General features: G+C 41.3%; 22 protein-coding genes and 1 tRNA gene. All 23 read left to right on the top strand.

The features are described 5' to 3' along the window. The first annotated feature begins 8 nt into the window (after positions 1-8). The 23 genes from C4S54_RS09515 to C4S54_RS09405 all read left to right on the top strand — a co-directional run bounded on the left by C4S54_RS09515 (position 9) and on the right by C4S54_RS09405 (position 23,754). Positions 9-80: transfer RNA gene (locus C4S54_RS09515), tRNA-Glu, on the top strand. Between the two features lie 202 nt (positions 81-282). Next, the gene (gene rimP, locus C4S54_RS09510) at positions 283-744 is read left to right on the top strand and encodes a ribosome maturation factor RimP (protein ID WP_022775539.1); all 462 of its coding nucleotides are present in this window, start codon (positions 283-285) and stop codon (positions 742-744) included. Between the two features lie 24 nt (positions 745-768). Further along, positions 769-1,926 carry a transcription termination factor NusA gene (nusA, locus tag C4S54_RS09505; RefSeq protein WP_022775537.1) on the top strand — a complete coding sequence of 386 codons (1,158 nt, stop codon included), beginning with the start codon at positions 769-771 and terminating at the stop codon, positions 1,924-1,926. A 1-nt stretch (position 1,927) separates the two neighbouring features. Next, positions 1,928-2,197: an RNase P modulator RnpM gene (rnpM, locus tag C4S54_RS09500; protein WP_022775536.1), complete on the top strand. Its 270-nt coding sequence runs from the start codon at positions 1,928-1,930 to the stop codon at positions 2,195-2,197. After that, on the top strand, positions 2,187-2,516 hold the full coding sequence (locus tag C4S54_RS09495; RefSeq protein WP_103869317.1) for a L7Ae/L30e/S12e/Gadd45 family ribosomal protein: 330 nt from the start codon (positions 2,187-2,189) through the stop codon (positions 2,514-2,516). The genes rnpM and C4S54_RS09495 overlap by 11 nt, the downstream gene beginning before the upstream one ends. Beyond that, positions 2,517-5,444, top strand: a complete 2,928-nt coding sequence (infB, locus tag C4S54_RS09490; protein ID WP_103869316.1) for a translation initiation factor IF-2 — start codon at positions 2,517-2,519, stop codon at positions 5,442-5,444. It abuts the gene before it with no gap. Then, positions 5,441-5,863, top strand: coding sequence for a 30S ribosome-binding factor RbfA (rbfA, locus tag C4S54_RS09485; protein WP_103869315.1), 423 nt, complete (start codon positions 5,441-5,443; stop codon positions 5,861-5,863). The genes infB and rbfA overlap by 4 nt, the downstream gene beginning before the upstream one ends. Before the next feature lie 19 nt (positions 5,864-5,882). Beyond that, positions 5,883-6,827 carry a DHH family phosphoesterase gene (locus C4S54_RS09480; RefSeq protein ID WP_103869314.1) on the top strand — a complete coding sequence of 315 codons (945 nt, stop codon included), beginning with the start codon at positions 5,883-5,885 and terminating at the stop codon, positions 6,825-6,827. A gap of 63 nt (positions 6,828-6,890) precedes the next feature. Then, entirely contained in the window at positions 6,891-7,847 is a 957-nt protein-coding gene (truB, locus tag C4S54_RS09475) for a tRNA pseudouridine(55) synthase TruB (RefSeq protein WP_103869342.1), read from the top strand. A gap of 23 nt (positions 7,848-7,870) precedes the next feature. After that, positions 7,871-8,779, top strand: coding sequence for a bifunctional riboflavin kinase/FAD synthetase (locus tag C4S54_RS09470; protein ID WP_242973772.1), 909 nt, complete (start codon positions 7,871-7,873; stop codon positions 8,777-8,779). Positions 8,780-8,822: 43 nt separating this feature from the next. Next, complete coding sequence (locus C4S54_RS09465) at positions 8,823-9,761, top strand: AEC family transporter (protein ID WP_103869313.1); 939 nt, start codon at positions 8,823-8,825, stop codon at positions 9,759-9,761. Positions 9,762-9,862: 101 nt separating this feature from the next. After that, a complete protein-coding gene (locus C4S54_RS09460) occupies positions 9,863-11,557 on the top strand; it encodes a phospho-sugar mutase (RefSeq protein ID WP_103869312.1) in 1,695 nt (564 codons plus the stop codon). Positions 11,558-11,717: 160 nt separating this feature from the next. Then, a complete protein-coding gene (gene rpsO / locus C4S54_RS09455) occupies positions 11,718-11,984 on the top strand; it encodes a 30S ribosomal protein S15 (RefSeq protein WP_022775827.1) in 267 nt (88 codons plus the stop codon). Between the two features lie 269 nt (positions 11,985-12,253). Further along, positions 12,254-14,344, top strand: coding sequence for a polyribonucleotide nucleotidyltransferase (locus C4S54_RS09450; RefSeq protein ID WP_103869311.1), 2,091 nt, complete (start codon positions 12,254-12,256; stop codon positions 14,342-14,344). A gap of 145 nt (positions 14,345-14,489) precedes the next feature. After that, entirely contained in the window at positions 14,490-16,094 is a 1,605-nt protein-coding gene (locus C4S54_RS09445) for a peptide chain release factor 3 (protein WP_022775830.1), read from the top strand. Positions 16,095-16,121: 27 nt separating this feature from the next. Next, positions 16,122-17,609 carry a transglutaminase domain-containing protein gene (locus C4S54_RS09440; RefSeq protein WP_103869310.1) on the top strand — a complete coding sequence of 496 codons (1,488 nt, stop codon included), beginning with the start codon at positions 16,122-16,124 and terminating at the stop codon, positions 17,607-17,609. A 151-nt stretch (positions 17,610-17,760) separates the two neighbouring features. Then, entirely contained in the window at positions 17,761-18,114 is a 354-nt protein-coding gene (locus C4S54_RS09435) for an Asp23/Gls24 family envelope stress response protein (protein ID WP_022775832.1), read from the top strand. 32 nt (positions 18,115-18,146) lie between these two features. Then, entirely contained in the window at positions 18,147-18,548 is a 402-nt protein-coding gene (gene nusB, locus C4S54_RS09430) for a transcription antitermination factor NusB (protein WP_022775833.1), read from the top strand. Further along, positions 18,538-19,761: an exodeoxyribonuclease VII large subunit gene (xseA, locus tag C4S54_RS09425; RefSeq protein WP_103869309.1), complete on the top strand. Its 1,224-nt coding sequence runs from the start codon at positions 18,538-18,540 to the stop codon at positions 19,759-19,761. The genes nusB and xseA overlap by 11 nt, the downstream gene beginning before the upstream one ends. Next, the gene (gene xseB, locus C4S54_RS09420; RefSeq protein ID WP_103869308.1) at positions 19,745-19,978 is read left to right on the top strand and encodes an exodeoxyribonuclease VII small subunit; all 234 of its coding nucleotides are present in this window, start codon (positions 19,745-19,747) and stop codon (positions 19,976-19,978) included. Before xseA ends, xseB begins: the two co-directional genes overlap by 17 nt. Position 19,979: 1 nt before the next feature. Next, on the top strand, positions 19,980-20,924 hold the full coding sequence (locus C4S54_RS09415; RefSeq protein WP_103869307.1) for a polyprenyl synthetase family protein: 945 nt from the start codon (positions 19,980-19,982) through the stop codon (positions 20,922-20,924). Positions 20,925-20,983: 59 nt separating this feature from the next. Beyond that, the gene (gene dxs, locus C4S54_RS09410; RefSeq protein ID WP_103869306.1) at positions 20,984-22,834 is read left to right on the top strand and encodes a 1-deoxy-D-xylulose-5-phosphate synthase; all 1,851 of its coding nucleotides are present in this window, start codon (positions 20,984-20,986) and stop codon (positions 22,832-22,834) included. A 5-nt stretch (positions 22,835-22,839) separates the two neighbouring features. Next, positions 22,840-23,754 (top strand): TlyA family RNA methyltransferase, encoded by a 915-nt coding sequence (locus tag C4S54_RS09405; RefSeq protein ID WP_022775840.1) that lies wholly within the window; start codon positions 22,840-22,842, stop codon positions 23,752-23,754.

Raw genomic sequence — 23,754 nt, 5'->3', positions numbered from 1 at the left:
ACTGATAAGCCTCGTTGGTCAAGCGGTTAAGACGCTGCCCTCTCACGGCAGAATCAGCGGTTCGATTCCGCTACGAGGTATTGACTGTTTATAACAGCCCAACCCGAATCCCAGATTGCTTTGCAACCTGGGAATTTTTGTGCATATCCTTGACGAAATGCCGTTTTTGTGATATGGTCAACATGGTAATTGTAAGTGGGCTTGAAGAAAGCCCACTTTCTTTATGTAATAATGCGCATGGTAACCATCGGGTTGTACCATGGCATGCAAAGAGGAAAATGAATGAAGAAAAATGAGATCGAAGCAAAAGTAGAAGAAATGCTTGTACCTATTGCTAAGGCAAATGAAGTCAGCATCTACGATGTAGAGTATGTTAAGGAAGCCGGTGAATGGTACCTTAGAGCTTATATCGACAGAGAGGGCGGCGTTGACATCAATAAATGCGTTGATGTAAGTCATGCACTTTCAGATGCTCTTGATGCAGATGACTTTATTGAGGATGCTTATACCTTGGAGGTTTCAAGTCCGGGACTTGGCAGACAGCTCAAAAAGGACAGACACTTTGAGAACAGCCTTGGACAGGATGTTGAGCTTAAACTTTTTAAAGCACGTGATGGTGTTAAAGAGTTTGCCGGTACACTTAAAGGTTATGACAGCGACAGTGTTACCGTGACAATAAATGATAAAGATGAGATTTTTTCCAGAAAAGAGATATCAGTGATTAAGCTTGCACTGGATTTTTGATCCAGGCGGAAAAAGGAGATTACGATGAGTAAAGAATTAATGGATGCCCTTGACCTTTTAGAAAAGGAGAAGAACATCAGCAAAGATTCTCTGTTCGATGCAATTGAGAATTCACTTATCACAGCCTGCAAGAATAACTTTGGCAAGGCTGAAAATATCAGAGTAGAGGTAGACAGAAATAATTGCGACTTCAAATGCTATGCCGATAAAGAAGTAGTCGAGCTTGCAGACGATGTTATGGATCCACAGATTGAGATCTGCCTTGATGATGCAAAGAAGATAACAAAAAAGGCAAAGATTGGTGATATAGTTGCAGTTCCTCTTAATTCTAAGGAATTTGGACGTATCGCTACTCAGAACGCCAAGAATGTTATCCTTCAGAAAATCCGTGAGGAAGAGCGCGGTGCTATCTACAATGAGTACTTTGAGAAAGAGCATGACATTGTAACAGGTGTTGTTCAGAGATTCATTGGAAGAAATGTAAGCATCAACCTTGGACGTGCAGATGCAATCCTTAACGAGAATGAGCAGGTTAAGGGTGAGGTATACAGACCAACATCACGTATCAGAGTATACGTACTTGAAGTTAAGAACGGATCAAAGGGACCAAGAATTCTTGTATCAAGAACTCACCCTGATCTTGTAAAGAGACTTTTTGAGCAGGAAGTTGCTGAAATCCAGGACGGAACTGTAGAGATCAAGTCAATAGCAAGAGAAGCAGGAAGCCGTACAAAGATTGCAGTTTATTCTAATAACCCTAACGTAGATGCTGTTGGTGCATGCGTAGGTGTAAATGGTGCAAGAGTTAACCTTATCGTAGATGAGCTTAACGGTGAAAAGATTGATGTAATCAACTGGGATGAAAACCCTGGAAACCTTATCCAGAATGCACTTTCACCAGCTAAGATCGTAGCAGTTTTTGCTGATCCTGATGAGAAGAGCGCAAAGGTAGTTGTTCCTGATTACCAGCTCTCACTTGCAATTGGTAAGGAAGGTCAGAATGCAAGGCTTGCTGCAAGACTTACAGGATACAAGATTGATATCAAGAGTGAGACACAGGCTAAGGATGCTCCTGGATTCCGTATGGAAGATTATCTTGATGATGAAGATTATGATGAGTACGAAGAAGGCGAGTATGAGGAAGGCGAAGTAGAAGCTTCCGATTCTGAAGTAGAGGAATAATATGCAGAAAAAGATTCCGATGAGAAAGTGCGTTGGATGCATGGAGATGAAGGAAAAGAAGGAGATGATCAGAGTCATCAAGTCTCCTGAAGGTGAAGTAAAGATTGATTTCACCGGAAAGGCTAATGGCAGAGGTGCTTATCTGTGCAGATCAGAGGAATGTCTGAAGAAAGCATTTAAGAATAAGGGCCTTGAAAGATCTCTTAAATCACCTGTTCCTGAAGACGAGCTTCAAAAGCTTAAAAAGGAGTTAAGCGAGATTGGATTCTAAAGAAAAGTTACTTGGTACGCTGGGGCTGTGTCAGAGAGCCGGTAAGCTAAAGAGCGGTGAATTTGCTGTTCTGGAAGCAATCCGGAAAAAGACAGCTATCATGGTTATTGTGAGCAACGATGCCTCAGACAATACCAAAAAAGAATTTAGTGATAAATGTAGTTATTATAAAGTTCCGATTTATTTCTATGGAACCATGGATGAGTTGGGACATGCAATAGGTAAGGACGTTCGAACGAGTTTGGCTATTACTGATGCGGGATTTGCCAAGACGCTCATAAAGAACTTACTTTCAGAAAAAAGTACGGAGGAAATGTGAATGGCAAAGATAAAAATATCCGAACTTGCAAATGAGCTTGGATGCGACGCAAAGGAGCTGATAAGTGTTTTGCAGGAGAAAGGCATAGAGGCAAAACGTTCGAACAGTTCAATAGAGGATGCTGATGCGGAGGTGGCTAGAAATCACTTCAAGGGTTCATCTAAAAAAGCAGATGAGGCCAAGACAGAAGAGAAAAAGGCACCTGCAAAAACAGAAGCTCCTAAGGCTGAGGCGCCTAAAGCAGATGCTGAAGCGCCAAAGAAAAAGAAGAAGATCATCATGGTTACAAATGCCGGCAACTCAAAAATGGGTGGCTATCACAATAACCAGGGTGGAAACAACAGCGGTGCTCAGAATAACAATAACAACAATCAGCGCCGTGATAACAGAGGTGGTTATGGCAATAACCAGAATAATGGTAATAACAGAAGAGGCACTTTTGCACAGTCTCAGAATGTATACCATCCAATTAAGCCATTAACTGCTCCTTCACAGCTTGAGAGCTATAACACTCCTGTAAATAAGAGTGTTAATCCAAAGCCGGCTCCTAAAAAGGAAGCAGCACCTGAAGTTCAGGAAAATAAGGTTGTTAAAGAGCAGCCGGTTCAGCAGGCAGCACCTGTTCGCAGCGAAGCTCCTAAGAGAGAAAATGCTGCACCTGTTCAGAATGAGAGACCTAGAGATAACAGGGATAACAGAGATAACAACAGAGATAATAACAGAGATAATAACAGAGATAACAGAAATAATTCCGGAAGGAACGAGCGAGGCGACAGAAACGGCTTCCAGAACAGAAATAATGGACAGAATGGCGGATTCCGCAGAGATAATAATCAGGGCGGATTCGGTCAGCGCGGTGGCCGTGATGGTCAGATGAGCGGTGGCCAGCCTGGCGGCAAGTTCGGCGGAAGAAACGATCGCAACGACAGAAATGACAGAAACGATAGAAATAACAAGTTCGATAAGAACCAGAGAGGCTCATTTGCTGACGCAGCTCCTGTAAAGGACGGAGGAAGCCACAGAGACGAAGAGAGACGTCGTATCGGTCAGGAGAAGGATAAGAGAAATAAGAAGGATCTTGCTTACGAGCAGGAAGAGATGATGCCAAGAAGCAAGAGAGTTGGCAGATTCATTAAGCCTGAAGTTAAGAAGGTTGAGGAACCTGAAGAGCAGATCAAAGTTATTTCTATTCCTGAGAAGGTTTCCATCAAGGAACTTGCTGAGAAGATGAAGATGCAGCCTTCAGTTATCATCAAGAAGCTCTTTATGGCTGGTCAGATTTCTACTGTAAATACAGAGCTTACTTATGAAGAGGCTGAGAATATAGCAATTGAGTACGATATCATCTGCGAGAAAGAGGTTCCTGTAGACGTTATTGAAGAGCTTCTTAAAGAGGATGAGGATGCACCTGAGACACTTAAGAAGAGACCACCTGTTGTCTGCGTAATGGGTCACGTTGACCACGGTAAAACATCACTTCTTGATGCAATCCGTAAGACAAGCGTAACTGACAGAGAGGCCGGCGGTATCACTCAGAGAATCGGTGCTTACACAGTATCTGTAAATGATCAGAAGATCACATTCCTTGATACACCTGGTCATGAAGCGTTTACTGCAATGCGTATGCGTGGTGCTAATTCTACAGATATCGCAGTACTTGTAGTAGCTGCTGATGACGGTGTAATGCCTCAGACAGTTGAAGCTATCAACCATGCTAAGGCAGCTGAAGTTGAGATTATCGTTGCTGTCAACAAGATTGATAAGCCAAACGCAAATATTGATAAAGTTAAACAGGAAATGACAGAGTATGGCCTCATTTCTACAGATTGGGGCGGAACAACAGAATTTGTTCCTGTATCAGCTAAGTCAGGTGAAGGTATTGAAGACCTTCTTGAAACTATCATCCTTACAGCTGATATCTTAGAGCTTAAGGCTAATCCTGACAGAATGGCCAGAGGACTTGTTCTTGAGGCAAGACTTGATAAGGGACGTGGCCCTGTTGCAAACGTTCTTGTTCAGAAGGGAACACTTCATGTTGGTGACTTCATCTCTGCTGGTGCAAGCTCAGGTAAGGTTCGTGCCATGGTTGATGATAAGGGTAACAAGCTTAAAGAAGCTCGTCCTTCACAGCCTGTTGAGATCCTTGGTCTTTCTGATGTTCCTAATGCAGGTGAAGTATTCCTTGGACATGAGACTGACAAACAGGCTAAACAGTATGCAAATACATACCTTCAGCAGCACAAGAAAGACCTTATTGAAGAGACAAAGGCTAAGATGTCTCTTGATGATCTTTACTCCAAGATTGAGGAAGGAAGACTTCAGGAACTTGATATTATCATCAAGGCTGACGTTCAGGGTAGCGTAGAAGCCCTTAAGCAGAGTCTTCTTAAGCTCTCTAACGATGAAGTTGTTGTTAAGGTTATCCATGGTGGTGTTGGTGCCATCAATGAGTCAGATGTAACACTTGCTGCTGCATCTAACGCTATTATTATCGGATTTGACGTTCGTCCTGATGCTACAGCAAAGAGCATGGCTGAGCATGAAGGCGTTGAGATCAAGCTTTACAAGGTTATCTATCAGGCAATCGAAGAGATTGAATATGCTATGAAGGGAATGCTTGCTCCTATCTATGAAGAAAGAGTTACAGGACATGCAGAAGTTCGTCAGATATTCAAGGCTTCCAAGATTGGTAATATCGCAGGTAGCTTCGTAAAAGATGGTATCATTAAGAAAGACTGCAAAGTTCGTATTTCAAGAGATGGCGAGCAGATCTTTGAAGGTGACCTTGCTTCACTTAAGAGATTCAAAGATGATGTTAAGGAAGTTAAGGAAGGCTTCGAGTGTGGTCTTGTATTTGATGGCTTCGACCAGATGCATGAAGGTGATATGGTAGAGGCGTATGAGATGGTAGAGGTACCTCGTCAATGAGAAAAAACAGTAATAAAAATAAAAGAATAAATGGCGAAGTAATGAAAGTTATTTCAGAGGCCATTCGTTATAGCAAAGATCCAAGGATCAGTCCCATGACATCTGTTATGGAAGTTGAAGTTGCTCCAGACCTTAAGACATGTAAGGTCTGGGTAACTGTAATGGGTGATGAAGAAGACAGACTTCGCACTCAGGAGGGACTTAAGAGCGCTTCAGGTTACATCCGCAGCACTTTGGCAAAAGAACTCAATATGAGATACACTCCAGAACTTAGATTCATTATGGACGACTCAATTGAGTATGCTATCAATATGTCCAAGAAGATTGATGAAGTTACAGCAAAGGACAATGAAGCAAGGGCAGCCCGCGGAGAAGAAGTAGAAGATTCTTTTGAGGACGAAGAAGATAACGAAGATTGATAGGAAAGAGTAGGTAGATATGAAGATAGATGAATTAATGCAAGGCGTAAAGACAGTAGGTATTAGTGGTCATATAAGGCCAGATGGGGACTGTGTTGGATCATGCATGGGAATGTATCTTTATCTATCCAAGAATTATCCTGATACAAGGGTGGATGTTTTTCTTGAGAGTATTCCACCTGAACTTGAATTCATCAAAGATTCAGATAAGGTCAATAAAGACTACACAACAGATATTGACAGTTATGATTTGTTCATTGCCCTTGATTGTGGCAAGGATCGTCTTGGAAATGCAGAAGGCTTTTTTGATGCAGCTAAAAACACTGTAAATATCGATCATCACATCAGTAATCCGGGGACAGGCAATGTGAATTATATAGTTCCTACGGCAAGTAGTGCATGTGAGCTTGTTTATACTGTGATCGACACAGATAAGATGGATGAAGATATTGCAAAATCTCTTTATACCGGAATGGTGACAGATACAGGTGTATTTAAGTATTCCTGCACTTCTCCCAGGACAATGGAGATTGCTGCAAAGCTTATCGGATACGGATTTGATTTTGGAAGTCTTATAGACCATGTATTTTATGAAAAGACATATCTTCAGAATCAGATTTTGGGAAGAGCGCTTCTTGAGAGCATTCTCCTGATGAATGGCAAGTGTATTGTATCAGTTGTTTCAAGGCAGACAATGGATTTTTACGGTGCTACCAGCAATGATATGGATGGAATCGTTAACCAGATGCTTCTTACAATCGGTGTTGGTTGTTCAATATTCATGTATGAAGAGGAACCAATGACTTACAGGGTAAGCCTTCGCAGCGACGGAAGTGTAGATGTTTCGAAGGTTGCCAAGATTTTTGGCGGCGGCGGACATATGAGAGCTGCAGGTTGTACTGTCAATGGAACACAGCATGATGTTATAAATAACATTACAAAATATATTCAGCAACAGTTATAATAATATAGCCACAAGATATGAGATGTCTTGTGGCTTGTTTTGACTAAGAATGAGAATAAGAACATGAACAAATATAATGGTTTGATAAATATATATAAGGAGCCTGGCTTTACATCTAATGATGTGGTGGCTAAACTAAGAGGAATCCTTAAGCAAAAAAAGATTGGACATACCGGAACTCTTGATCCGGATGCTGTTGGTGTACTGGTGGTGTGCCTCGGGACAGGTACAAAGCTTGTTGAGATGCTTACAGATCATGATAAAGAGTATATCGCGGTCTGCAGGCTTGGGGTTACAACTGATACGCAGGATATGTCAGGAAATATTCTTAGAGAGCAACCTGTAAATGTAACAAAGGCTGAACTTCATGAGGCTGTTCAGGCTTTTGTTGGCGATTATGATCAGATTCCTCCCATGTATTCTGCTATAAAGCAGGATGGCAAAAAGCTTTATGAGCTTGCAAGAGAGGGAATTGAGGTCGAGAGAAAGCCAAGAAAGATCCATATCGGAGCAATAACTGTTCTTGATGATTCACATTTGGAAAGTGATCATATTTTTACCATTGAGGTTAAGTGCTCAAAGGGAACGTACATCAGAACTCTTTGTAATGATATTGGACAAAGGCTTGGTTGCGGGGCAGCTATGCAGCACCTTACAAGAACAAGAGTCGGAGCATTTAATCTGGAAACAGCTATAACACTGTCTCAGGTGGAGGAGATGCGCGATAATGGTACATTATCAGAGGCAATTCAGTCTCCTGAGTATATCTTTAGGGATTTGGATAAGATTCACGTAAAAGACAGCGCGAGGGTTCTCCTTGAAAATGGTAACAGCTTCAGAAAAGACAATATTGTAAATGAAGATCCAAACGGAGTTAATGATAAAGAATTCGAAAAAGAGATGTTTACAGATGGAAACATGATAAGGGTTTATGCGGAAGACGAAACATTTTTTGGAATCTATAAATATGATGAGAGAACAAGGATGTTCAAAGTCGATAAATTCTTTTTCGAGAAATAATGATTTAATTGGTGGTGATTTGATTGGAAATAATAACCAGACTTGATGAACTGAATATAAATAGCAAGACTGCCATAGCAATGGGAAAGTTTGACGGTATCCATTTAGGACACAAAAAGCTTTTGGGGAAGATTCTTGAGCAGAAGCAGGATGGTCTTAAGGCCTGTGTGTTTACATTTGAACCTTCACCTGAGGAGTTCTTTGTTGGACACACGGTCAGACAGCTTTTTACCAGAAATGAAAAGAGACGTGCCTTTGAAAAACTGGGTGTTGATATCCTGGTTGAATTTCCTCTTACAGAGGCTACAGCAGCCACAGATCCTGAGGATTTTGTAAGAGATATTCTTTGCGGTGATCTGAAAGCTGTGTATATCGCTGCGGGTAGCGATGTTTCTTTTGGCGATAAAGGAAGAGGAGATCAGCATCTGCTCAGAAACTTAAGCAAGGAACTTGGCTTTGAGCTTGATCTTATTGAGAAGGTTATGCTTGATGGAACAGAAGTCAGCTCTACCAGAGTCAGAAATGAAGTCGCAGACGGTAATATGGCTGAAGTAAAAAGACTTCTTGGAACAGAGTACAGCATAAGCGGAATTGTGGAGCATGGAAGACATATAGGTCACACGATAGGAGTTCCTACAGTCAACATCCTTCCTCCAAACAATAAGCTTCTTCCTCCATTTGGAGTATATTCAAGCATTGTGGTCATAGATGATAAGGAATATGCAGGAATGACCAATATTGGCAGGAAACCAACAATTTCTGAAAAAGAAGCAGTTGGAGTTGAGACTTATATCTATGATTTTGATGAGGATGTATATGGTAAAGGTCTCACTGTAAGATTAAAAGAGTTTTTGAGACCTGAAATGAAGTTTGACAGTATTGAGGACCTTAAGCATCAGATTGAAAGTGATCTGAAAAGGGCTGCGAATTAAGATAAAAAAACGGGGAATTGGGATAGGCTAAGAGGAGAAGAGTATGGAGAATCTGCAAATTGCAACGAGCGCTGTAATACCTTTTATGGTGTACATTTTTCTGGGGATGATCGCCAAAAAAAGTGGCGCTGTAAAAGAGAGCTTTTTAAAGGAATTAAACGGGGTTGTATTTAAAGTTTTTTTCCCATTCATCATGTTTAACAACCTGTACGATGTGGATTTTAGCAGGCTGAGCAATGCAGGATATGTGGCCTTTGCATTTGTGGCTACGCTGATAGTTATATTTGCCTGTTTCTTCATAGTTCCTGTTTTTGTAAAAGAAAATCCAAGACGCGGAGTTGTGATGCAGGCAATCTTCAGGAGCAATTCGGTCCTTTTTGCTATTCCGCTTACTGAGAGCGTTTTTGGAAAAGAAGGAGCTGTGATGGCCAGCATTATGGTCGCATTTATTGTTCCTTTGTACAACATAGCTTCAGTGGCTATCCTTGAGTATTTCAGAGGTGGCAAGGTATCTTTTTTAACACTTTTAAAGAATATCCTTAAAAATCCACTGATAATCGGCGCTATTGCAGGTGTGGTATTTAATATTCTTCCGGTTACCATGCCAACAAGCCTTGTAAAACCTATAGCTGAGCTAAACAGCATGGCAACACCACTGTCGCTCTTTGTTCTCGGAGGAAGCCTCCATGCAGCAAATATGAAAAGAGATGTACTTCCTCTTTGCACAGGAATATCTCTTAAGCTCGTTATCATTCCAAGTATCATGGTGACTGTTATGTCCCTGGTTGGAATAAGCGGAGCAGAGCTATTCGTTGTATTTTGTATGTTTGCAACTCCTGTTGCTGCGGCCTCATATCCAATGGCTCAGAGCATGGGCGGAGATGCGGACCTTGCCGGTGAATATGTCCTTGTTTCAACACTTTTGTCAATTGTGACAATATTTTTCTGGATACTAATACTTAAGAACTTTGGAATGATGTAAAAACTTGTATTTTGGGCATGAGGAGTTGCTAAAATGGAGTAACTCCTCATTTTATGTTACAATTATGTCTGTGTGATCATTTATATTTTAGGAGGTTTAATATGGATTATAAAGAAAGATACAATGAATGGCTTAACAATCTTTCAGACAACGACCCATTAAAGACAGAACTTATAGAGATAAAGGACAATGACACTGAGATTGAGGAGAGATTCTTCCAGAATCTCGCTTTTGGAACAGCAGGACTTAGAGGTAAGGTTGGAGCAGGTACCAACAGAATGAATTTCTACACAGTTGGTAAGGCAACCCAGGGTGTAGCAGATTATATCGTGGCTTCAGGAAAAGAGAACATGGAAAAGGGTGTAGTTATTGCCCATGATCCAAGACATTTTTCAAAAGAGTTTTCTCAGCTTGCTGCCAGCATCTTTGCTGCTAACGGGATCAAGGTTTACACATTCCCTGATCTTCGTCCTACACCTGAACTTGCGTTCATGATCAGAAGACTTGGAACAGTTTCAGGTATAAACATTACAGCATCTCACAATCCAAGAGAGTACAACGGATACAAGGCATACTGGGATGATGGATGCCAGGTTTCATCTGAAATTGCCGATGGTATGACAGAGAAGATTGAAGCTGTCGACATGTGGAATGGTATTAAGAAGGGAGATTTTGACCAGTTTGTAAAAGAGGGCAAGATCACAATTCTTGGTGAAGAATACGACAGAGAATACCTTGATAAGATCGAGGGCATGGCTATCCACGAAGGAGATGAGCTTGATCTTTCAATTCCTCTTGTATACACACCACTTAACGGATGCGGTTCTATTCCGTTCAGACAGATGCTTACAGACAGGGGATTTAACAATTGGAAGATAGTTCCTGAACAGGAAAATCCAGACCCTGATTTCACAACAGTTGGATATCCTAATCCTGAGGATCCTAAGGCGTTCAAACTTTCTGAGCAGTACGGAAAAGAGTTTGGAGCAGAACTTCTTATGGCAACTGATCCCGATTCAGACAGATTTGCTATCGAGATCAGAAATGATAAGGGAGAATATATTCCTCTTAACGGCAATCAGACAGGATATATTCTTGTTAATTATGTTCTTGAGGGAAGAAAGGACGCCGGAACACTTCCTGCTAAGGGTGCTATGGTTAAGTCCATCGTTACATCAACTCTTTCAACTATCATGGCTAAGGCTTATGGAGTTGAGATGTTTGAAACTCTTACAGGATTTAAGAACATCTGCGGTAAGATCCCTTATCTTCATGAGAATGGATACACATATCTCTTTGGCTACGAAGAGTCAGTTGGCTATGCGGTATGCGAGGATATCCGTGATAAGGATGGAATTTCAGCAGGTATGCTTGTTGCTGAGGCAGCAGCTTACTATAGAAAACAGGGCAAGACACTTTGGGATGTACTTCAGGAAATCTATGCGAAGTATGGCTTCTTTGCAGAGGATGAACCAAACATCGTCCTTGAGGGAATTCCGGGCGCACAGCGTATTCAGCGTATGATGAAGTGGTTTAGGGAAAATATCCCTTCAGAAGTTGCAGGAGCAAAGGTAGAGAAGGTCATTGATTATATAAATGGCTACGAGGATATCCCTGCACAGAATGCGATAAGGCTTTTCCTTGATAACGGTTCATGGTTTGCAATCAGACCTTCAGGTACAGAGCCTAAGATCAAATTCTACTTCTATTCAAACAGGGACAGCAGAGAAAATGCCCTTGAGACAAATAAGAAGATAAAAGAAGAAATTTTTGCGCTTATAAATAGTGTAGAGTGATATTCTGCACTTTACATAATTTGTTTTATGTGCTAATATGTGTTAGTTGCTGACTTAATGTTCAGACAACTGTAACAGACTACCTTATACTCGGATGCAGGATACTCCAACCTTTGTCTGCGTATTAGGAGGAAATACTATTTTTTAAAGGAGAAAAGAAATGATTTCAAAAGAGAAGAAAACAGAAGTAATCAGCAAGTTCGCAAGAACAGCTGGAGACACAGGTTCACCAGAAGTTCAGGTAGCTATCCTTACAGAGAGAATCAAGGAGCTTAACGCTCACCTTGATAAGAACCCTAAGGATCACCACTCAAGAAGAGGTCTTCTTAAGATGGTAGGTCAGAGACGTAGCCTTCTTGGATATCTCAAGAAAAAGGATATCGAAGCTTATCGTAAGCTCATCGCAGACCTTGGTCTTAGAAAGTAATCTGTTAAAAGAAGACGGGATAAGGCTGATGTACTATCATCAGCCTATTCCGTTTTTTGTATTTTTATAACAAAAGATATATGGGTTCAAAGTTATAATAAAGATTATGCATGCGTGATTTTTATTATGACCTTGAAAACCATATATCAATAATAATGTTTACACTGCACACGCACCTGAAGTACAAAAATTCAATGAAACAGTCGTATATGAGTATGTTTTTGAATTTGTAGATGAAGGACTGCGGATGAGCAGTAGAAGGAGAAAAAATGGTAAAGACTTATTCAATGGAACTTGCCGGACGTACACTTAAGGTTGAAATCGGCAAAGTAGGAAAACAGGCAAACGGCTGCGCTTTCATGCAGTATGGCGACACAACAGTTTTATGTACAGCAACAGCTTCAGCAAAGCCAAGGGATGGAATTGATTTCTTCCCACTTTCAGTAGAGTATGGTGAGAAGTTCTATGCTGTAGGTAAATTCCCAGGTGGATACAACAAGAGAGAGGGCAAGCCTTCTGAGAACGCTATTCTTACAAGCCGCGTTATCGATCGTCCTATGCGTCCTCTTTTCCCTAAGGATTACAGAAATGACGTAACAATCGAGACAATGGTTATGTCAGTTGATCCTCAGTGCCGTCCAGAGCTTCTTGCAATGCTTGGCGCTTCAGTATCAGTTTCAATTTCTGATATTCCTTTCGATGGCCCATGTGCTATGACTCAGATCGGTATGATCGATGGTGAGCTCATCGTTAACCCTACACAGGAGCAGTGGAACACAGGTGACCTTAAGCTCACAGTTGCTTCTGTTGGACAGAAAGTAATCATGATCGAGGCCGGTGCCAACGAGATTCCTGAAGAGAAGATGAAGGAAGCTATCTACAAGGCACATGATGTTAACCTTCAGATCATTGAATTCTTCAAGGGTATTGTAGCTGAGGTTGGTAAGCCAAAGCACGAATATACAAGCTGCGCTGTTCCTGAAGAACTCTTTGCAGCTATCAAAGAGGTTGTTCCACCAGAAGAGATGGAAAAGGCTGTATTTACAGATGACAAGCAGACAAGAGAAGCAAACATCGCTGATATTACAGACAGACTCACAGAGAAGTTTGCTGACAACGAAGAGTGGCTTGCAATCCTTGGTGAAGCAATCTACCAGTATGAGAAAAAGACAGTTCGTAAGATGATCCTTAAAGATCACAAGAGACCAGACGGACGTGACATAAAGCAGATCAGACCACTTTCAGCTGAGGTTGATCTTATTCCTAGAGTACACGGAAGTGCTATGTTCACTCGTGGACAGACACAGATCTGTGATGTTGTAACACTTGCTCCACTTTCAGAGGCTCAGAAGGTTGAAGGTCTTGACAGCTTTGCAGCTGATAAGAGATATGTACACCAGTACAACTTCCCTGCATATTCTGTAGGTGAGACAAAGGTTTCAAGAGGCCCTGGACGTAGAGAGATCGGTCACGGCGCACTTGCTGAGAGAGCACTTCTTCCTGTTCTTCCTAGTGTTGATGAGTTCCCATATGCAATCCGTGCTGTATCAGAAACATTTGAGTCTAACGGATCAACATCAATGGCTTCAACTTGCGCATCATGTATGTCACTTATGGCTGCCGGTGTTCCTATCAAGAAGATGGTTGCTGGTATTTCATGTGGTCTTGTTACTGGAGACACAGATGATGATTTCATCGTTCTTACAGATATTCAGGGACTTGAAGACTTCTTCGGAGATATGGACTTCAAGGTAACAGGAACAAAAGACGGTATCACAGCTATCCAGATGGATATCAAGATCCACGGTCTTACAAAGCCTATCGTTGAGACAGCTATTGAGCAGTGCCGTGAAGCAAGATTCTTCATCATGGATGAGTGCATGAGCAAGGCAATTGCTGAACCTCGTAAGGAAGTATCCAAGTACGCTCCTAAGATCGTTTCTATGCAGATCGATCCTGAGAAGATTGGTGATGTTGTTGGACAGCGTGGAAAGACAATCAATGAAATCATCGCTAGAACAGGCGTTAAGATTGATATTACAGATGACGGACAGGTTTCTGTTTGTGGAGAAGATCAGGATAAGATCAATGAGGCTGTTAACATGATCAATGTGATCGTTACAGACTTTGAGAAGGATCAGATCTTCACAGGTAAGGTTGTAAGCATCAAAGAGTTCGGCGCATTTGTTGAGTTTGCTCCTGGCAAAGAGGGCATGGTTCACATCAGCAAGATCTCTAAAGAGAGAATCGACCATGTTGAAGATGTTCTTACACTTGGTGATACTGTAAAAGTTATCTGCCTTGGCAAGGATAAGATGGGAAGAATCAGCTTCTCAATCAAGGATTGCCCTAAAAGCTGAATACTTAATGAGACGTAAGTCGATTTTAGTATGAAGCTTGCTCTGGCGAACGAAGTGAGAGCAGAGCTTCCGTATCTAACGTATATTCTTTAAGACCGGCGTGTTATGCATACCGGTCTTATTTAAAGTAATAAAGGATTGAGCAATGAGTAATACAAAAGAAACAATTAATGAGATAAATAAGCGTCGTACTTTTGCAATTATTTCCCACCCTGACGCAGGTAAGACAACTCTTACCGAAAAGTTCCTGCTTTACGGTGGAGCTATTAACATGGCTGGTAGCGTTAAGGGTAAGGCTACAGCCAGACATGCTGTATCTGACTGGATGGAAATCGAGAAACAGAGAGGTATTTCGGTTACTTCATCAGTTCTGCAGTTCAACTTTGAAGGATGCTGCATAAACATCCTTGATACTCCAGGACACCAGGACTTCTCAGAAGATACATACAGAACACTTATGGCTGCTGACTCAGCTGTCATGGTTATTGATGCCAGCAAGGGTGTTGAGGCTCAGACAAGAAAGCTCTTTAAAGTCTGCGCCATGAGTCATATTCCGATCTTTACATTTATAAATAAGCTCGACCGTGATGCAAAAGACACTTTTGATCTTCTTGATGATATTGAGAATAATCTCGGGATCGCAACCTGCCCTATGAACTGGCCAATTGGTTCAGGTAAGAATTTCAAAGGTATCTATGACAGGCGAGAAGGTCATATAGTTACATTCTCAGAGACGCAAAAGGGAACTAAGGAAGGAAAAGAAACTTTCATAGATCTTAACGATAAAGCTGCTATTGACAGTGAGATTGGACAGGATGCTTTTGAAAAGCTTCAGGGAGAAATAGAGCTTTTGGATGGAGCAGGCGCTGAATATGATCTTGAAAAAGTAAGAGCAGGTGAACTTACTCCTGTGTTCTTTGGATCAGCTCTTCAGAACTTTGGTGTAGAACTTTTCCTCCATCATTTCTTAAAAATGGCCACTCCTCCTACAGGACGTAAGTCTTCAGACGGAGAGCTTATTGATCCATTTGAGAGAGATTTTACAGCCTTTGTATTTAAGATCCAGGCTAATATGAACAAAGCTCACAGAGACAGAGTCGCTTTTATGAGAATCTGTTCAGGACGCTATGATGCCAACAACGAAGTTAAGCATGTGCAGAGCGGCAAGGTTATGAGACTTTCACAGCCACAGCAGCTGATGGCTGATGAGAGAAAGATACTTAGTGAGGCTTACGCCGGTGATATCATGGGCGTATTTGATCCGGGTATTTTCTCTATTGGTGATACGATCTGTATGCCAAAAGACAATGTGGTATACGAAGGAATCCCTACATTTGCTCCGGAACACTTTGCAAGAGTACGTCAGGTAGATACCATGAAGCGTAAACAGTTTGTAAAGGGTATCACTCAGATAGCTCAGGAAGGTGCTATTCAGATATTCCAGGAGTACAATACAGGACTTGAGGAAATAATTGTCGGAGTAGTTGGTGTTCTTCAGTTTGATGTATTGAAGTTCCGACTCCAGAGCGAGTACAATGTTGATATAATCCTTGAGAATCTTCCATACGAGTACATCAGATGGGTGGACAATCAGGATATCGATATGTCTACACTTGTTGGAACTTCAGATATGAAGAAAATCAAGGATATGCATGACAGACCACTTCTCTTATTCATTAACGAGTGGAGTGTTGGAATGACAATGGAGAGAAATAAAGGACTTATTCTTTCTGAGTTTAAGAAGAACTAATGCTTATCGTAAGTTGGAGGGGAGTACTTGAGAAAAGGCATTGGAAAAGTTAAGAGAATAGTGGCGGCGCTTCTGGCCGCGGGAGTTGTTACAACTGGTCTTTCAGGTTGTCAGTATGAAAGCTTTGATGACTATCTGGAAGCTTTGGGACTAAAAGATCCTAAATTGGATAATCCGGTTTCAACTACTGACAGCACTTATCAGGTGCCTGAGACTGCCATTGAAGTGGAAAGTGCCGGGGATGACGTATCAGATCAGGCAACTGGTGAAACTACTATTGTTGCAGAAATAGAAACAGGAGCAGAGGAAGCTTCCAAAGAAGAAAGCTCATCCGATAGTTCTTTTGATGCTTCATCTGTTAAATCAAGCCTTGCCCAGGAACAAAAACAGCAAAGCCCTGGGGTTACCTTATCCAAAGCATCTGATGATGAAGATGAAAGGGTCAGAGAATCAATTGGACTTTCTCCTGTGGGAATAGAGACCATAAAAAAGAGCCAGGAAGGGCTTTATGCATATGAAAGGCTTACTGAAGCAGGGAAGACTTTGTATGTTGAGCTGCTTACAATAATGCAGAATCTTGCTGCAGATGTTATTGTCTCAACTACAAGTGACGATGCCATAGAACAGGTCTTTGACTATGTAATGGCGGATCATCCGGAGATCTTTTATGTGGATGGCTATCATTATACCAACTATACGATTGATAACGTTATCACCAAGATTTCTTTTACGGGCAATTACACTTGCAGTAAGGAACAGGCTGAGGCAAAAAAGGTGCAGATAAATGAGGCTGTTAACAGATGCCTTGCAAATGCGCCTTCCTCAGAAGATGACTATTATGCGATCAAGTATATATATGACTACCTGATCACTAATACCGAGTATGATATAGAAGCTCCTGATAATCAGAATATATGCTCTGTGTTTTTAAATGGCAGAAGCGTATGCAATGGTTATGCAAAGGCAGCACAGCTCCTTCTTAACAAGATTGGAATTGACTGTACTCTGGTCACCGGAACCGTAGATACCAAGAATTCTAAAGGCGTCAGGCATGCCTGGAATCTTGTGAAGTGTAATAATGCATATTACTATGTGGATGTGACTTGGGGAGATTCTTCCTACCAGACAACAAATGGTGAGAGTGCTGATGCAACCAAGCTTCCTGCCATAAATTATGACTATCTTAATGTGACGACTTCAGATATCGTTAGGAATCACACAATATCTGATGACATTTATATGCCAAATTGCTCAAGTATGGCAGATAACTACTATGTCAGGGAGGATGAGTACTTCACATCTGCTGAAATGTCTCTTGTGAAGGATCTCTTTGACCGCAGGTACAATGATGGCAGCAATAATGTGACTATGAAGTGTGCTTCACAGGATGTGTATGACAGTATGTTCGCACAGCTGATAACAGACAGGAAGGTCTTTGATTATCTGCAGGGGGATACATCTTCCGTGTCCTATACAACATTTGCAGATACCAAGACAATCATCTTTTGGCTGTGATGTGGAATTGTGGGAATTGTGGTATACTGATTCGCTTAGTGAGGTATTGTCGAGCTTAGCGATAAGGATACCAGAATTCTTAGTGAGGTATTTTCGAACTTAGAATTGTGGTATAATAATTCATGATTGTGAATAAATGAGGTGACAAGTTATGGGAAAAGAAATTGCAGAGATTGGATCTGTTAAGATTGCTGATGATGTAGTAGCTAGAATTGCGGCTCTTGCAGCACTTGAAGTTGATGGTGTTTCAGCTATGGCTGGCAATTACACAAGTGATGCTCTTGAAAAGGTAAGCCGTAAAAACCTTACAAAGGGAGCAAAGGTCGTAATAGGTGCATCTCAGGTGCAGGTTGATCTGGCACTTATGATGGCTTATGGATATAATATTCCGGCAACTTGCCAGCAGGCACAGACAAAGGTCAAGGCTTCAATTGAAAATATGACAGGCCTTGAAGTTACAGACGTTAATATCAGAATAGCTGGTATTACAATGCCTAAGGCGTGATAAAACATTTTTTATAGAATAGGAAAAACGTGATGAATAGAAGTTTACTGAGAGAGCAGATTTTTATGCTGCTTTTTCGTGTTGAATTTAATTCCATCGAAGAGATGGCAGAGCAGGAAGAGCTCTTTACAACTGTAAGTGATGAAGAGTTCTCTAAAAAGGATGCTGATCAGATCAGAGAAAAATATGAGAAGATAGCAGAAAAGCTTCCTGAGATTGATGAGGCAATAAACAGTGCCACATCAGGATGGGATACAAAGCGTATGGCTAAGGTGGATCTTACCATCATACGTCTTGCTGTCTATGAGATAAAATACGATGACAGCGTTCCAACAGGTGTAGCTATAAATGAGGCAGTAGAACTTGCCAAGAAGTTTGGACAGGATGGATCACCTGCTTTTGTAAACGGAGTGTTAGCTAAATTTGCGCAGTGAATATACAGTCACACAGGTTAATTCTTACATCAGGAATATGTTTACTCAGGATTTCCTTTTAAGGACTATTACCATAAAAGGAGAAGTGAGCAATTTAAGGTACCACTCATCCGGTCATATTTACTTTACGATGAAGGATGCCGGTGGTGCTATTTCTTGTGTGATGTTCCGCGGTGACAAGGAAAGAGGCGGTCTTTCTTTTTTGATGAAAGAGGGACAGCAGATAAAGGCCAGCGGAACTGTTGATGTATACGAAAGAGACGGGAAATATCAGCTTTATGCCAGAAAGATAGAACTTGACGGCGCTGGAGCTCTTTATGAAAAATATGAAGAGCTAAAGAAAAGGCTGGCTGAGTCAGGCATGTTTGACGAAGTATATAAACAGCCTGTTCCCAAATATATAAAAACTCTTGGAATAGTTACAGCTCCTACTGGTGCGGCAGTGAGGGATATAATAAATGTGGCTACCCGTAGAAATCCGCATATTCAAATAATTCTTTATCCCGCCATAGTACAAGGTGCAGAAGCTTCTGAGAGTATAGTCAGAGGAATACAGGCTCTGACAGAGAAAAATGTTGATGTCATGATCGTTGGACGTGGTGGAGGTTCTATAGAAGATCTTTGGGCTTTCAACGAAGAAAATGTAGCACAGGCTATTTTCGATTGCCCTATTCCTATCATTTCTGCTGTTGGTCATGAGACTGATACTACAATAGCAGATTATGTTTCTGATAGAAGGGCACCGACTCCTTCTGCGGCAGCAGAGCTTGCAGTGTATGAGTACGAGAGGTTCCTTCAGGATATTGAGGATTATGCTTTTACTCTTACCAAGAGCATGGAGAGCAGGATAAGAGCCAGAAAACTTATAGAGGACAGGTTAAAAGAGAACCTACGACTTTTAAGTCCTATGAATAAGGTCAGGGACAGGCTTCTTAAGATTGACAAACTTGGTGATGCCTTAAACTCAAAGATGGACAGAAAACTGTCAGAGTACAGGCACAGATTAAACATTGATATAGAAAAACTAAAGGGATTATCGCCGCTTGACAGACTTATGGGCGGATATTCTTATGTCTCAAATGGGGCAGGAGATAATGTCAAAAGCATTGAGTCAGTTAGTGAAGGCGATGAACTTAATATATATGTTACAGATGGAATCATAAGAAGTACCGTTGTTGGAACAAAGGAAATTTCGTATGGCAAAGAAAAGTGAGAATACAGAGGAAAAGAAGCTTTCAGTAGAAGAAGCTTTTTCTGAGATAGAAAAGAAAATACAGGCTCTTGATAAAGAAGATATTTCTTTAGAGGATTCTTTTAAAGAATATCAGGAGGGAATGGAACTTCTAAAGTATTGCCATGAAGCTATAGAGAAAGTGGAGCAGAAAGTTCAGAAAATAGCAGCAGATGGCAATCTGGAGGATTTTGAGTAATATGAGCAAGGCAGATTTTGAAAAGCGCCTGACTGAAAAGGCTGCTTTTGTTTCAGATATTATAAAGACTTTTCTTCCCAAAGAGGAAGGCTATGCAGCAAAGGTCCTGGAGGCGATGAATTACAGCCTTATGGCCGGAGGAAAGAGAATCAGGCCTATAATGATGCTTGAGTCCTACAGGATGTTTGCAGGAGAAATGGCTGATGATAGTGTGATAAAGCCTTTTTTGGCAGCTATCGAGATGATCCATACATATTCTCTTGTTCATGATGATCTTCCTGCTATGGACAACGATGAATACAGAAGAGGGCGCAAGACTACACATGCTGTTTATGGTGCAGGGATGGCGACTCTTGCAGGAGATGGACTTTTAAATTATGCTTTTGAAACAGCTATTTTGGGTGCTATGTCAGGAAAAGAGCTTTCTGATTATGACGCAGATACTAAAAACAGATACCTGGCTGCTTTAAACATCCTTGCAACAAAGGCAGGAGTCTACGGAATGGTGGGCGGTCAGTGTGCTGATATCATGGCAGAGAATTCAACAGGCCTCTCAGATAGTGAAAAGAAGGATGTACTTTTTTATATTGACGAGAATAAGACCGGAGCGCTGATTGAAGCAAGTCTGATGGTTGGAGCCGTACTAGGCGGAGCTGCCAGATCACAGGTTGCAAAGATGGAGAAGATCGGAAGCAATGTAGGAATTGCCTTCCAGATCCAGGATGATATTCTTGATATTGAGGGAACTCTTGAAGAACTTGGAAAACCTATAGGTTCTGATGAGAAAAATGGAAAGAGTACCTATGTAAGCCTCTATGGAATGGAAAATGCCAAGGCAAAGGTAAAAGAACTTACAAAAGAGGCTACAGAGAGTCTTGAAGAAATGAATTTTGATAATTCGTTTTTAGATGAATTATTTCAGTATATGATCTACAGAAAGAAGTAATTGCTATAGTTTGCAGAAAAAATCTGCTGTAGTATAACGAAATTAGGTAGGTGGAAGTTATGCTTCTAGATGATATAAATAAAACAGGCGACATAAAGAATATTCCACAGTCTAAGTATCCTGAGCTGGCCCAGGAGATAAGGGATTTTTTGATTGAAAAGATCTCTGTTTCAGGTGGCCATCTGGCTTCCAATCTTGGAACTGTTGAACTCACTATGGCACTTCATGTTGCACTTGATCTTCCGGAAGATAAGATAATATGGGATGTTGGGCATCAGTCATATACCCACAAGATTCTTACAGGAAGAAAAGATAAATTTGATACCTTAAGACAGTTTGGTGGAATGAGCGGTTTCCCAAAACGATGCGAATCAGACACAGACTGTTTTGATACTGGACACAGTTCAACTTCTATTTCTGCAGGTCTTGGAATGGTAAAGGCAAGAGACCTTAAGAAAGAAGATTATACTGTAGTGTCTGTCATTGGTGATGGATCACTGACAGGTGGACTTGCTTATGAAGCACTAAATAATGCAGCAAAACTTGAGACCAATTTCATTATCATTCTCAATGATAATGAGATGTCCATTTCTGAGAGTGTTGGAGGTATGAAAAAATACCTCAATTCAGTGCGTACAGCGGAAGGTTATCTGAGTCTGAAAGAGGATGTTTACGCCCAGCTTCGAACCAATACAAAAGTGGTTGATAATATCAGAAGGGCAAAAAACAGCTTTAAGCAGCTCTTTGTACCGGGAATGGTATTTGAGAACCTTGGAATTACATACTTGGGACCTGTTGATGGCCATAACACAGCAGAGCTTGTAAAGGTTATAAAAGAGGCCAAAAAGGTTAAAAAAGCCGTTATGATCCATGTTATGACCAAGAAAGGCAAGGGATATGAACCTGCGGAGAGACATCCTGCAAGGTTCCATGGCACCGAACCATTCATTGTTGAAAATGGTCTTCCAAGAAATCCAAGGACTACATCCAATTATCAGGATATTTTCAGTACTGTTATGTGTAAGCTTGGCGACAGGGATGACAAGGTTGTTGCCATAACTGCGGCTATGGCTGACGGAACAGGACTTAAGAGATTCAGGAACATGTACCCTGACAGATTTATTGATGCAGGAATAGCAGAAGAGCATGCAGTAACTTTTGCAGCGGGAATGGCAGCCGGTGGCTATAAGCCTGTTTTTGCAGTTTATTCATCATTCCTGCAAAGGGCATATGATCAGATATTAGAGGATGTGTGCCTTCAGAAACTTCCTGTTGTCTTTGCGATTGACAGGGCAGGACTTGTTGGAAGCGATGGAGAGACTCATCAGGGAATATTTGATCTGTCCTATCTTTCATCTATGCCTAACATGACTATCTGTGCACCCAAGAATAAATGGGAACTGTCAGACATGCTCAAATTTGCCGTGAATTATGGAGCACCGATAGCAATCAGGTATCCAAGGGGCAATGCATATGATGGCCTTAAGGAGTTTAGAGCTCCTGTGGAAGCTGGCAAGTGTGAAGTTATCTATGAAGAGAAAGATATATGTCTTTTTGCACTTGGATGTATGGTGAAGATAGGTGAAGAAGTAAGACAGATTCTTAAAGATAATGGCTTTAAATGTACTCTTGTTAATGCAAGATTTGCAAAGCCGATAGATACTGATTATATTCATGTTGCATCTTCAAACCACAAGCTCTTTGTCACTATGGAAGAGAACGTGGCAAGTGGTGGTCTTGGTGAGAAGGTCAGAGCCTATATTGATGAGAACAGGCTGGATTGCAACGTGTTGCAGATTGCTATACCTGATAAATTCGTAACTCACGGAAATGTTGATAAACTCAGAAAAGAACTGGGAATTGATGCACAGTCTATAGCAGACAGAATCATGAAAGAGATACAAAGGTAATATTTATGGCAAAAGAGAAATCAAGACTTGATGTCCTTTTAGTTGACAGAGGCTTTGCTCCTTCAAGAGAAAAGGCAAAGGCACTTATCATGGCAGGTGATGTTTTTGTCAACGGACAAAGAGAAGATAAACCCGGAACAACCTTCGATGAGGCCAAGATAACAAGCCTTGAGGTGAAGGGTGATACGCTTCCTTATGTTAGCAGAGGCGGACTCAAGCTTGAAAAAGCAGTTAATAATTTTGGCTTTTCTTTAGAGTCAAAAGTATGTATGGATATAGGGGCATCCACAGGTGGATTTACAGACTGTATGCTTCAGAATGGAGCCACAAAGGTTTATTCAGTGGATGTTGGGCATGGACAGCTTGACTGGAAGCTTAGAAGCGACGAGAGAGTTGTCTGCATGGAAAAAACAAACTTCAGGTACATGGTGAGGGATGATATACAGGATGACCTTGATTTTGCATCCTGCGATGTTTCTTTTATCTCACTTACCAAGATACTTCTTCCGGCCAGAAGGCTCTTAAAGGATAATGGAGAAATGGTATGCCTTATCAAGCCGCAGTTTGAAGCGGGCAAAGATAAAGTCGGCAAAAAAGGCGTAGTCAGGGACCCTAAAGTTCATGAGGAAGTAATTCACAGGATCATGGACTTTGTAGGAATAGCAGGGTTTGACGTTCTCCACCTTGATTTTTCTCCTATAAAGGGACCCGAGGGAAATATTGAGTACCTTATACATATAAGGAAAAATCCTGAAAAGAATGATGTGGCAGGGGAACTGTCAGAGGCTGATGGCGAAAAGAAGTTATCTGAAGTTGTTCTTGAAAAAAGTGGAATATCCCATGAACCTGATATGGAGAGTCTCATAGCAGAAACTGTTCTTAGGGCTCATGGAAAACTTGATAAAAATGCTGGGGAATAA

The sequence above is a fragment of the Butyrivibrio sp. Su6 genome (assembly GCF_900108105.1).
Taxonomy (GTDB): Bacteria; Bacillota; Clostridia; order Lachnospirales; family Lachnospiraceae; genus Butyrivibrio.
This window is presented reverse-complemented; position numbering and strand designations above follow the sequence as displayed.